This is a genomic window from Pediococcus sp. M21F004, from assembly GCF_051122535.1.
In the GTDB taxonomy this organism is placed as follows: Bacteria; Bacillota; Bacilli; order Lactobacillales; family Lactobacillaceae; genus Pediococcus; species Pediococcus inopinatus.
Map to the genome: position 1 here is coordinate 1,832,841 of NZ_CP177314.1, position 12,262 is coordinate 1,845,102.

At 37.7% G+C, this 12,262-nt stretch carries 13 protein-coding genes, 1 pseudogene and 2 other annotated features; of the genes and pseudogenes, 10 read left to right on the forward strand and 4 right to left on the reverse strand.

The window, feature by feature from the left end:
• Positions 1-73: 73 nt before the first annotated feature.
• The 8 genes from ACLHK8_RS09110 to rplL all read left to right on the forward strand — a co-directional run bounded on the left by ACLHK8_RS09110 (position 74) and on the right by rplL (position 4,274).
• Complete coding sequence (locus tag ACLHK8_RS09110) at positions 74-670, forward strand: sigma-70 family RNA polymerase sigma factor (protein ID WP_063698353.1); 597 nt, start codon at positions 74-76, stop codon at positions 668-670.
• Between the two features lie 124 nt (positions 671-794).
• Positions 795-944: a 50S ribosomal protein L33 gene (rpmG, locus tag ACLHK8_RS09115; protein WP_082623284.1), complete on the forward strand. Its 150-nt coding sequence runs from the start codon at positions 795-797 to the stop codon at positions 942-944.
• Between the two features lie 13 nt (positions 945-957).
• Entirely contained in the window at positions 958-1,125 is a 168-nt protein-coding gene (gene secE / locus ACLHK8_RS09120) for a preprotein translocase subunit SecE (RefSeq protein ID WP_057773839.1), read from the forward strand.
• Positions 1,126-1,250: 125 nt separating this feature from the next.
• On the forward strand, positions 1,251-1,796 hold the full coding sequence (nusG, locus tag ACLHK8_RS09125; protein ID WP_057773837.1) for a transcription termination/antitermination protein NusG: 546 nt from the start codon (positions 1,251-1,253) through the stop codon (positions 1,794-1,796).
• A gap of 162 nt (positions 1,797-1,958) precedes the next feature.
• Positions 1,959-2,384 (forward strand): 50S ribosomal protein L11, encoded by a 426-nt coding sequence (gene rplK / locus ACLHK8_RS09130; RefSeq protein WP_057773835.1) that lies wholly within the window; start codon positions 1,959-1,961, stop codon positions 2,382-2,384.
• A gap of 88 nt (positions 2,385-2,472) precedes the next feature.
• On the forward strand, positions 2,473-3,162 hold the full coding sequence (rplA, locus tag ACLHK8_RS09135) for a 50S ribosomal protein L1 (protein ID WP_063698351.1): 690 nt from the start codon (positions 2,473-2,475) through the stop codon (positions 3,160-3,162).
• 51 nt (positions 3,163-3,213) lie between these two features.
• Positions 3,214-3,333 (forward strand) — a sequence feature (ribosomal protein L10 leader region).
• 23 nt (positions 3,334-3,356) lie between these two features.
• Positions 3,357-3,863: a 50S ribosomal protein L10 gene (gene rplJ / locus ACLHK8_RS09140; RefSeq protein ID WP_057773831.1), complete on the forward strand. Its 507-nt coding sequence runs from the start codon at positions 3,357-3,359 to the stop codon at positions 3,861-3,863.
• Positions 3,864-3,905: 42 nt separating this feature from the next.
• Positions 3,906-4,274 (forward strand): 50S ribosomal protein L7/L12, encoded by a 369-nt coding sequence (gene rplL / locus ACLHK8_RS09145; protein WP_057773828.1) that lies wholly within the window; start codon positions 3,906-3,908, stop codon positions 4,272-4,274.
• An 85-nt stretch (positions 4,275-4,359) separates the two neighbouring features.
• Here the strand turns inward: rplL and ACLHK8_RS09150 are convergent, their stop codons facing one another.
• The 3 genes and pseudogenes from ACLHK8_RS09150 to ACLHK8_RS09160 form a co-directional block, all read right to left on the reverse strand.
• Complete coding sequence (locus ACLHK8_RS09150) at positions 4,360-5,649, reverse strand: ISL3 family transposase (RefSeq protein ID WP_245080594.1); 1,290 nt, start codon at positions 5,647-5,649, stop codon at positions 4,360-4,362.
• Between the two features lie 258 nt (positions 5,650-5,907).
• A pseudogene (locus ACLHK8_RS09155) lies at positions 5,908-7,335 on the reverse strand (ISNCY family transposase).
• Positions 7,336-7,513: 178 nt separating this feature from the next.
• A complete protein-coding gene (locus ACLHK8_RS09160) occupies positions 7,514-8,941 on the reverse strand; it encodes an ISNCY family transposase (protein ID WP_057775614.1) in 1,428 nt (475 codons plus the stop codon).
• 171 nt (positions 8,942-9,112) lie between these two features.
• Positions 9,113-9,367: a binding site (T-box leader), on the forward strand.
• Between the two features lie 59 nt (positions 9,368-9,426).
• On the opposite strand from ACLHK8_RS09160, the gene ACLHK8_RS09165 reads away from it, so the two are divergent.
• A complete protein-coding gene (locus tag ACLHK8_RS09165; protein WP_063698349.1) occupies positions 9,427-10,257 on the forward strand; it encodes a homoserine O-acetyltransferase/O-succinyltransferase family protein in 831 nt (276 codons plus the stop codon).
• 93 nt (positions 10,258-10,350) lie between these two features.
• On the forward strand, positions 10,351-11,598 hold the full coding sequence (locus ACLHK8_RS09170; RefSeq protein WP_063698347.1) for a homoserine dehydrogenase: 1,248 nt from the start codon (positions 10,351-10,353) through the stop codon (positions 11,596-11,598).
• Between the two features lie 81 nt (positions 11,599-11,679).
• On the opposite strand, the gene ACLHK8_RS09175 is transcribed toward ACLHK8_RS09170, so the two are convergent.
• On the reverse strand, positions 11,680-12,258 hold the full coding sequence (locus ACLHK8_RS09175) for a TIGR00730 family Rossman fold protein (protein WP_082854882.1): 579 nt from the start codon (positions 12,256-12,258) through the stop codon (positions 11,680-11,682).
• Positions 12,259-12,262 lie beyond the last annotated feature (4 nt).

Consider the following 12,262-nt stretch of genomic DNA (forward strand, 5'->3'; position numbering starts at 1 on the left):
CACACGTTCGCTTGTCGATACACGGCATAGTTTGATATATTATTTTCTTGAGGAGGCTGGTTAGGAGTAATTAATGGTAAATTTTAATCAGCAAGTTGATGCAACCCAAGAAGCTGAGCTAATTAATGACAGCAAAATGGGGGACTCAGCTAGTTTTGAAATCTTGTTTAAAAAGTATTGTCCCATCGTGATTCATATCAAAGATAAATATTTTTTACGCACCTATGATATTGATGACTGGATGCAAGAAGGCCGTTTTGTGTTCTTTAATACACTAGCAAACTATGATGTAAACCGGCATATTACATTGGGAAAGTATTTTCAGTCTAACTTTCAAAATCGTGTCTACAGTTTAATTCGCCGTGAGATGGCATTTAAACGCCGATCAGATTTATTCTGTAATTCACTAGAAGCGATGAAAGATGAGAGCGGTGAATACGAACGGCTGTTTATGACAAAACATGGCGGTCCAGACGAAATGGTGGTACTAAAAGAAGACTGTGAACGTTATCGTTCCGATCTTTCCGGATTCGAAGTACAAGTTTTTAACCATTACTACAGAGGCAAAAGCCCAGTTGAAATTGCAAAACTGTTGAATTGTGACAGTTCGCGGGTGTTAAATGCAGTCAGTCGTTGTCGGAATAAACTTTCAAAACGGGTTTCAAAATAAATTAAAATGGGGTGTGAACCCTATTTTTTTATTTCTTTAAAAATACTTGACAGATGTTTGCTTGAAATTGACATGACGGGTTGCAAATGATAAAGTTAAGTCTGATTAATTAGGGAGATAAACTATGTCACAAAAACAAATTGCTTTAGCTTGTTCAGTTTGTGGATCGCGAAACTATACAGTGGCTGCTAATCCTAACCGAACAACAAGATTAGAAGTTAAAAAATATTGTAAACACTGCAACAAACACACAGTACATCGAGAAACACGCTAGGAGGAAAATTTCAATGAAATTTATTAAAAGTGTTATCCAAGAGATGCATGAAGTCACATGGCCAAATGGTCGCCAACTTCGTAAAGATTCCTCTTCGGTCATTGGATTATCAGTATTCTTCATTGCTTTCTTTGCTTTGGTAGATTGGGTAGTTCAATTACTCTTAGGATTACTTCAGTAAGGTATGGCGTTAGTTGTGTTTTTTTGATACAATGTACTTGTTGGAACTTCGTGTAGACGGAGTTTTTTTATTTTGTTTTAAAAATAGAAATTAGATGCGATTAGATTTTAAAAGGAGAAATAACATTGGAAACAACAGAGAAAAACTGGTACGTTCTGCATACTTATTCAGGTTATGAAAACAAAGTAAAGGCTAACTTGGAATCCCGTTCACTTTCTATGGGAATGGAAGACAACATTTTTCGTGTGGTCGTTCCCGAAGAAGAAGAGCATGAAAATAAGAATGGTAAAGACAAAGTTACCATGAAAAAAGAATTTCCTGGATATGTTTTAGTGGAAATGGTCATGTCTGATCAGGCTTGGTATATTGTTCGAAACACACCAGGTGTCACTGGTTTTGTTGGTTCTCATGGTTCTGGTAGCAAGCCATCACCATTACTACCTGATGAAGCAGAACAGATTCTTCGTCATTTAGGGATGTCCGTTCGTCACGCCACAATTGATGTTGAAGTAGGCGAGACCGTGAAAATTGTTGATGGTGCGTTCTCTGGTTTAACAGGTAAGATTACTGAAGTTGATAACAAGAATATGACGCTAAAAGTTAATATCAATATGTTTGGTCGTGAAACTAGTACCGAACTTGATATGGAGCAAATTGATAAGTTAGATTAGTTGAATCTGGCAATCCAGGTTTAAGTTATCATAAATTCAAGATTGTTCTTTTGATGTTTGCATGGTATACTTTGAAAGTATGCTTTGCATATAGAAACGCGTGGGAGAGGAAATTTAAATCCTCATCATAACCACACACGGACTTATAAGGAGGTATGTCTCGTGGCAAAAAAAGTCGCAAATTTAGTTAAATTACAGATTCCTGCCGGAAAAGCAACTCCAGCTCCACCAGTTGGTCCTGCATTAGGTCAAGCAGGTATCAATATTATGGGATTCACAAAGGAATTCAATGCACGTACAGCTGATCAGGCTGGTATGTTAATTCCTGTTGTAATCACGGTATATGAGGATCGTTCATTCGATTTCATTACAAAGACTCCACCTGCTTCTGTTCTCTTGAAGAAAGCTGCCGGTGTTGAACATGGTTCCGGTGAACCTAACACAAACAAGGTTGCTACTGTAACCAAGGATCAGGTTAAGGAAATCGCCGAAACAAAAATGCAAGATCTAAACGCTGCAAACGTTGAGTCTGCAATGCGCATGGTCGAAGGTACTGCACGCAGCATGGGCTTTGAAGTTAAAGACTAAGTTGTTGTAGTCGGATACTCCATTAACATGGATGTATCAAGTGGGAGGAAAATCCGATAAAACCACATTTGCAAGGAGGAAAACACAGATGGCAAAAAGAGGTAAAAAGTATCAAGATGCTTTAAAGCAGGTTGATATTACAAAAGCATATGCACCAAAGCAAGCTTTGGAGTTAATCAAAAAGATTGATTTCGCTAAGTTTGATGCAACCGTTGAAACGGTATTCAAATTAAATGTAGATACAAAACAGGCTGACCAACAATTGCGTGGTGCCGTTGTTTTGCCAAACGGAACTGGTAAAGAACAAACAGTTATCGTTTTTGCTAAGGGTGAAAAAGCTAAAGATGCTGAAGCTGCTGGTGCTGATGTTGTCGGTGACGATGATTTAGTACAACGGATTCAGGGTGGCTGGCTTGATTTCGATGTTGCTGTTGCAACTCCAGATATGATGGCACAAGTTGGACGTTTAGGTCGTGTACTTGGACCTAAAGGTTTAATGCCTAACCCTAAGACAGGGACTGTCACAATGGATGTTAAAAAGGCCGTTGAAGAGTCTAAAGCTGGTAAAGTAACTTACAGAACTGACCGTGACGGTAACGTTCATGTGCCAATTGGTAAGGTATCATTCGATGCTGATAAGTTATTAGGTAACTTAGATGTTATTGAGGATACAATTGTACGTTCACGTCCAGCTTCCGTTAAGGGAACTTATGTTAAGAACGTCTCTGTTACTTCAACATTTGGCCCTGGGGTTCATGTTGATCTTTCTCAATTCTAATTTGAATTGAATGTTGACATGGAACTTGTTTCTATGGTAACTTGGATTAGTAAATTATAATAAAATTTGCCTAAGACTCAGGTGACGATTTCGTCTCAAACTGCCTGCCGAGGAACGTAGAAATGTAAATTTCCGCATCCGAAGTCTGGTTGCGGATTTTTTATGGTTTAAAAACTTGCTGGAGGTGAAAATTAATGAGTAAAGAAGCAATCGCTAAAAAAGCTGTTGTTGTTGATCAAGCTACTGAGTATTTCAATAATGCTGCTTCTGCAATCGTTGTTGATTCTCGTGGATTAACAGTTGCTGAAGATACAGAATTACGTAAGGAATTACGTGAGGCTGGCGTTACGTTGCATGTAATTAAGAACAAGATCTTAACACGTGCCGCTGAAAAAGCTGGTTTTTCTGATTTAAACGATATCTTTGTTGGACCAAGTGCTGTTGCGTTTTCTGATGAGGATCCAGTTGCACCTGCTAAGATTTTGAAGAAGTTTGCTGATGAACATGACGCTCTTGAACTTAAGGGTGGTATGATCGAAGGTAAGGTAGCTTCAATTGAAGAAATTGGAGTTTACGCTTCAATGCCTAGTCGTGATGACTTGCTCAGCATGCTTGCTAATGTATTACAAGCACCTGTACGCAATGTGGCATACGCTGTTAAAGCTGTTTCAGACAAGAAGTCTGAAGAAGACGCTGCTTAATTTTAATTAAAATTAGACATACAAAAAATGGAGGAAACAAAAATGGCATTAGACAAAGACCAATTTATTGAAGACTTAAAAGGTGCTTCAATTACTGACTTAAACGATTTAGTTAAAGCTATCGAAGACGAATTCGGTGTTTCAGCTGCTGCTCCAGTTGCTGCTGCAGGCGCTGCTGGTGGCGACGGTGCTGCTGCTAAATCAACATTCACTGTTGAATTAACAGAAGCAGGTTCAGCTAAGGTTAAAGCAATCAAGGCTGTTCGTGAAATCACTGGACTTGGCTTGAAAGATGCTAAGGACCTTGTTGACAAGGCACCTTCAGCTATCAAAGAAGACGTTTCAGAAGATGAAGCAAACGATGTTAAAGCTAAGCTTGAAGAAGCTGGCGCTGTTGTTACAGTTAAATAATAATACTTGCTATATCGGGTCTCTGTCAAACTGTATTGGTAGAGATTTTTGAAGGCATGTTCACTTCGGTGAATGTGCTTTTTGTTTACTCATGAATTAAACTGATACGAATGAAGAAGTTATGAATATTTCGAAAACCAAAACAGCTACGCTTTAATACCTTGATTTTGCGATTAAGTCCTTCAATAGGACCGTTAGAATACGGATAACGACAACTGTTGAGCACTGCTGAGCCGTTCTTAACGAAGGTTGAAATGGTGACGTCCATTTGATTACCAGCTACTTGGTAGTTGGTAATCAAATTTTTAAATCCCGTGGCATTCTTTTGGTGGATAGCAGTTAGAATGCCTTGATAAGTTTGATACACAGTTTTGAATTCTGGAAATTCATCTAAGGCAAGGTCGATGGCGTTCTGTTGGGTCATATACTCGTTAATGCCTCGTAAATAGATAAGCTTAGTGTCATTGATTTTCTCTTCTGCCAAATGAAATAAACGCCATTGAGATTTAAGGATGCGGTAAATGCGTGAATGCTTATCTTGAAAAGTACGGATAATGCGTGTACGTACATTGTCTAGTGCACGACCAGCAAGCTGAATAATGTGGAAACGGTCAATAATCGTGACAGCGTTCGGGAATAAACGATGAATAAAGCTGGCATATTCGGCGTTCATATCAATAGTAATTGTTTGAACTTTCGCACGTTCTTGAACTGAATAACGAGCTTCAAAGTAATCAATGATATCCTTACTGAGACGATCTTCGAGGGTCACAATGCGGCGATGACTAACGGCATCGCAACAGTTAAAGGACATTAGATGATTACAGGAACGAAATTCATCGAAACAAAGATTTGGTGGAAGTTGCTTAACACGGTAAGCCAAGTGAATATTTGCATTTAAAATACGTTGCACACTACTTGGTGAAATGCCACAAATTTTAGCGATTTCTTTACTGGTCAGCATGTCACGAGCTAGCACAATGACCTGATGTTTAACATTGTGGGTAAAAGTTTCATTACGTCTAACGAGGTTAGTTTTAGCTCCACAGGTTTTTAAACAATGTTGGCATTGATATCTTTGTCGTCTTAGCTGCATTTCATAACGTCCGCCTGATAAGGTTCCCAACCTTAGATGACTAACGTGGGTACCGTTTTTAATTAGACTTTTATGGCCACAATGGGGACATTTCACAAGCTGATAAGAAAGGTTGGCGTGAACGACATGAATTCGTTGTCCATTCGGGCAACGTTTCTTGGTAACACCAGTTACGGTTATATTTGGGTCTGTCATTTCAAACAAGCTTAAGATAGAATTAGTTAGGGACATCTGTTTTTCCTCTTTTCGATTTTGTTTGGCGATTAAATCGTAGCACAAAGAGGACAGATGTCCTTTTAATTTTCAAAATAAAAACTGGTATCAGTTATTCACCAATACCAGAAAGTGTAGACCCGCTATATCGAAGAAGCTCACATTTTGCGGGCTTCTTTTTTGTTGGAATTGTAAGCTCCATGGTTGGTACTGTTCAGAAAAAAGTAATTAAGGCTCCGGTCCTTGTATAAAATTAATTCATAATCTGTTATGTCAATCGGTAAGGAAAAATGTCTCAATAATCATTGAACATCCTTGTCAAATTTAAATCTCATATGCCATATGATTTGCTCCTTTTTCGGAATACCCAATTGTACGCAAATAGTCGCGATAATTGGCTCTCCTCCATGGGTGGTTCATAGAAGCCTTGGGCTTCTTGTTCTTTGGGGCCATATTAGATGGTTTTTCAATAATAACCTCGAAAGCTGGCGAAACTAAGTCATGATCTGCAAGCGGATGTAAATCAAATATTTGATCTGCATCTGTAGTAGCGTAAAGCTTACCAGTTAAAGTTTTAACGATTAAGACCTTAGTTCGTGGTTTTAAACAAACTAGCTTATCTGATTCAAATAATTGATATTCCTGATTATTTAATTTGACAGTGTGACCAGATGAAATTGAGCGCTCTCGAGTTGTGATTAAAATCTGATCAATTTCTGAAGATGTAAGTTGTTTGTCAAAGCCACTCGTGTTAATTTTAATAGGTAAAGCAAACTTTTGATTGAATTCTTTTACAAATGGGTTGAGGAAGTCGTTAGCTTGCTCAATTGTCGTTGTATTTGCTAGTTTAAGTTCATTTAAAAGTCGGCTTTGTAGTGTTTCAAAAAGGCGTTCAATTCTGCCTTTGGTTTGCGGTATGCTAGTCACTGAGAGTTTGGTTCCCAGTGACTTACACGCATAACCGAATTGAGTGAGTGGGTTTTCCTTCGTTGGAGAATCTGCTTTTTTGTTTGAGTTAAAAACCGTTCTTCAGTCTGTTAAAATCTCATACGGGATTCCAAAAGAAGTCAATATTTGAGCCATAACTTGATAATAAGCGTTTAACGTTTCTTCGGTATCAAAGTAGGCGCCAACAATCGCACCACTATAATCATCAATCGCGGCATGTAGATAAGTCTTTGTATTGCCGAACCAGAGCTCAACCGAGGCATCCATCTGAATAAGTTCACCGGCAAATTTTTTCCTAGCGCGTGACGGATGAGCCTTTATTGCTTCCACTGGTTCAACAACTTGTAAGGTCTTTTCGTCACGTTTAGACAAAGCCTGCCGTTGTTCCTTGAGCTTTAATTCTTTGCGTATTTGTCTTTTGGTATTGTGATGAGCTTTGGGTGACAGAACCCGATGGGTTCTAAGTATTCGTCGTAAAGTTGATTCAGAAACTTGAATACCTTCTCTACTTAATAAAAACTCATAGAAATGGGAAATATTGAAGCCTTGGTAATCAGTTTCATACAGCTTAATAATTCGATTGATTTGTTTGGTTGAGATCTTATTCTGTGGCTTTTTGCCAGTATTGCCATGCACAAAGCTAGATTTACCCTTAGTTCGATATTTGATTATTAATCGATCAATTTGTCGTAATGATAGATTTAATTCAATACTAGCTCGACAACGATTCTTTCGTTCATTAACTACTTGCTGAATTACTTGATATTTGTGGTCTTCTTTCACTGTTAAAACAACCTTTCTCATGTTGTCCACCTCCATTAACTATTTTGCCGGAGGTGAAACATATTTGCGAGACATTTTTGCTGACCAATTAGTTAAGACATTATCACTGGCGAACAACATGTATAAAATTAATTCATAATCTGTTATGTCAATCGGTAAGGAAAAATGTCTCAATAATCATTGAACATCCTTGTCAAATTTAAATCTCATATGCCATATGATTTGCTCCTTTTTCGGAATACCCAATTGTACGCAAATAGTCGCGATAATTGGCTCTCCTCCATGGGTGGTTCATAGAAGCCTTGGGCTTCTTGTTCTTTGGGGCCATATTAGATGGTTTTTCAATAATAACCTCGAAAGCTGGCGAAACTAAGTCATGATCTGCAAGCGGATGTAAATCAAATATTTGATCTGCATCTGTAGTAGCGTAAAGCTTACCAGTTAAAGTTTTAACGATTAAGACCTTAGTTCGTGGTTTTAAACAAACTAGCTTATCTGATTCAAATAATTGATATTCCTGATTATTTAATTTGACAGTGTGACCAGATGAAATTGAGCGCTCTCGAGTTGTGATTAAAATCTGATCAATTTCTGAAGATGTAAGTTGTTTGTCAAAGCCACTCGTGTTAATTTTAATAGGTAAAGCAAACTTTTGATTGAATTCTTTTACAAATGGGTTGAGGAAGTCGTTAGCTTGCTCAATTGTCGTTGTATTTGCTAGTTTAAGTTCATTTAAAAGTCGGCTTTGTAGTGTTTCAAAAAGGCGTTCAATTCTGCCTTTGGTTTGCGGTATGCTAGTCACTGAGAGTTTGGTTCCCAGTGACTTACACGCATAACCGAATTGAGTGAGTGGGTTTTCCTTCGTTGGAGAATCTGCTTTTTTGTTTGAGTTAAAAACCGTTCTTCGGTCTGTTAAAATCTCATACGGGATTCCAAAAGAAGTCAATATTTGAGCCATAACTTGATAATAAGCGTTTAACGTTTCTTCGGTATCAAAGTAGGCGCCAACAATCGCACCACTATAATCATCAATCGCGGCATGTAGATAAGTCTTTGTATTGCCGAACCAGAGCTCAACCGAGGCATCCATCTGAATAAGTTCACCGGCAAATTTTTTCCTAGCGCGTGACGGATGAGCCTTTATTGCTTCCACTGGTTCAACAACTTGTAAGGTCTTTTCGTCACGTTTAGACAAAGCCTGCCGTTGTTCCTTGAGCTTTAATTCTTTGCGTATTTGTCTTTTGGTATTGTGATGAGCTTTGGGTGACAGAACCCGATGGGTTCTAAGTATTCGTCGTAAAGTTGATTCAGAAACTTGAATACCTTCTCTACTTAATAAAAACTCATAGAAATGGGAAATATTGAAGCCTTGGTAATCAGTTTCATACAGCTTAATAATTCGATTGATTTGTTTGGTTGAGATCTTATTCTGTGGCTTTTTGCCAGTATTGCCATGCACAAAGCTAGATTTACCCTTAGTTCGATATTTGATTATTAATCGATCAATTTGTCGTAATGATAGATTTAATTCAATACTAGCTCGACAACGATTCTTTCGTTCATTAACTACTTGCTGAATTACTTGATATTTGTGGTCTTCTTTCACTGTTAAAACAACCTTTCTCATGTTGTCCACCTCCATTAACTATTTTGCCGGAGGTGAAACATATTTGCGAGACATTTTTGCTGACCAATTAGTTAAGACATTATCACTGGCGAACAACAATGTATAAAATTAATTCATAATCTGTTATTGACTTTACCAGAAGTGAATGTTAAATTAAGTAAAAGTTAAAAATATTAAGTGTTGATGAGAAGAGTAGAGCTGGACAACTTCTAAAAGAGAGCCTTTGTTGATGAAAAAGGGCGTTGTTTAAAAGCTTGAAGATGATCTCGGAATTGGAAAGTGGTCGTTATCCGGCTGGTTTCCCGGTAGTAACCGATACCTTACGGAACATTCTTTCGCCTGTTTTTTTGGGGGTAAGAGTGTTTTCTAAGTTTAGTATGGAAAATATTAAAAAATGGGTGGCACCGCGAAGTCTTCGCCCCATAATCTTTTATAAGGTTATGGGACGAAGACTTTTTATTTTGAAAAAACGGAGGATTAATTAGATGACTGCGAATGCAATAAATGGATTTTTAAACTGTTATCAGGAATGGCAAAGTTCGAAATTGAGGAATCCCATTAACATCCTTCTTCTAAATTTAATGCCTACCAAACAAGCAACGGAACGTCAGTTTTTAAAGGCCTTTAATGATTTGAAACAGGATGTCAACTTTACATTTGCCTATCCGACGAGCCATTCATTTAAAGGGACTTCACGTGAAGCAATGGCCCATACGTATCTTAAATTTAGCGAAGCTGCAAAAAAAGATTATGATGCTTTAATCATTACTGGTGCTCCAGTTGAGACTCTGGACTTTGAACAAGTTGATTATTGGCAAGAATTTGAACAAATTATTAATTGGTCACACACGCATGTGAAACAAACTTTGTTAGAATGTTGGGCTTCACAAGCAGCTTTAGCAATTGAGTTTAATCTTAAAAAACAAAACTTACGTGAAAAAATTTTTGGTATTTATTCAGCGACTGATATTGATACTACAAGCCCGCTTATGGCTGGACTAACTACTAAGAACCAATTAAAAATGCCCCAATCACGGCATACTAATATTGATCAGCCGCATGGTGTAAAGATTGTTTGCAGTAATGATGAAATTGGACCTATGATTTTACATGCGTCACAAATAAATCAAACCTATTTAACCGGTCATCCTGAATATGATGTAGATACGCTAAAAATTGAATACGAACGTGATTTAAATAAAAAGAAAGCGATTCTAGCTCCCAAGAATTATTTTGATCGTGATCATCATATTCACAATACTTGGCAAAGCAGCAGTCATCAAGTTTATCAAAACTGGCTTAATTTAATGAATTAACGATAAAAAACTGTCTGCCATGCAGTCCGGGGAAACATTAAGTGGAATTAGAATCACTTGTTACAAAATTTGAATTTAAAGAAGGTTTTTGAAATGACAACTATTTCAGTGGGAATGCTTGGTTGCGGAACGGTCGGAAGCGGGGTGCTTACGCTGCTAAACAGGGGAGATAATCAGATTTCAGAATCCTTGGGAGTACATTTTAATATTAAAAAAATTGCGGTTAAGCATCCTGATAAAAAAAGGGGATTAAATATAACAAAAGATTTGTCATTCACTGGAGAAATCGAAAACGTCATAAACGATCCTTCAATTCAAATTGTTATTGAAGTCATGGGAACCCTTGACCAGGCCTATAAAGCAATTCAGCAAGCTATTACTAACGGTAAATCAGTTATCACTGCCAATAAAGAATTAATTGCTTTAAAAGGGCCTCAATTAACAAAATTGGCTCATGATTACCATGTTGATTTATATTACGAAGCCAGTGTTGCCGGTGGGATTCCCATTCTTCGCGTTTTAAATGAAAGTTTGATTACTGATCAAATTACTGGGCTGACTGGCATTGTTAATGGGACCTCTAACTTTGTCTTAAGTGCAATGAAAACTGACCACAGTAGCTACGAGGAGAGTTTAAAGCAGGCGCAAAGCCTTGGATATGCTGAGGCCAATCCTATTAAGGACATTGAGGGGATAGACGCGGCGTATAAATTATCAATTTTAAGTCAATTAGCTTTCGGACATTCAATTAATTTAAAACAGCTGAAACGGAAAGGAATTGAGGGCGTAACTTCTAATGATATTAACGGTGCGGAAGTCCTGGGATTAACGATAAAACCCGCTGTGATTGCGCGTCAAAAAGACCATGAGCTATTCACACTAGTCGGACCGGTTGCTGTCTATAAACAAAATCCACTAGCCAATGTGAATGGTGTCGAAAATAGTGTTTTGGTAACCAGTACAGCGTTAGGGACTACCTCTTATTCTGGGCCAGGTGCTGGATCCGAACCAACCGCTAATAGTGTTATGAGCGATCTATTAGCAGTTACTAAACATATTTTATTAGAACAAATCGGTACAAGTTTTAATAAAACAACTGATGACATTGGAGAAAGTTCGTTAATGAATCTTCCTCTCACATATTTTTTAACACTCAACAGTTTTACAGGTGATGAAGCAAAAATTTCTCCTGAAAACTATGAGTTCTTAAAGCAAGTTGTTAAAGTTAATCACGCATATTTTTGTGTGACTAAGTTGCTTACAAAAGAGCAAAAAAATGAGCTCACAAGTGCTTTAGCTAACGGGGTTACTGAAGTTCACTTTTATCCCATTTTGAAGTAATAAAATGCGCATGTAAACTATGAATGATTAGTTTACATACGCATTTAGATTTAGTCTATAAAGTTCGGGATATAAGATGTTTTAATTCGTCCATTTGTTTGGAAGGATATGGTGAAAATTAGTTAATTTTTCAAAGGCTTCTGGGACGTCTTTAGCAACAATAAATAAGTCTAAGTTTTCTTTTGGTGCAAAGCCTTCTTCAGCGGCATTGTTGAGTAATTGAATTAGCGGGTCAAAGAAGCCGTCAATATTTAATAGGACAAGCGGATTTTGATGGAGATTGAGTTGACTCCAAGCTAGCATGGTAAAAAACTCTTCAAAAGTTCCAAAGCCACCTGGTAAGGCAATAAAAGCGTCGGAAGCATCGAGCATATATTGTTTTCGTTCCGACAAATCACTGGTCGTGATGATCTTTTCGCTTGGAATCCGTGTTAAGCGTTCATTGACAAGCACTTTCGGGATTACCCCTAGAATATCTCCACCTTGATCTAACATTGTGTTACCGAGCACGCCCATGAGACCTAAGCGCCCACCACCATAAACAAGGCGGTGATGGTGGAGAGCGAGGTACTTAGCTAGCTCAATTGTGAGCTTCTTATAGTTTTTATTGAAACCTGTATTAGATCCACAGAAAACACAAATTGATTGAATCGATTTCATAATG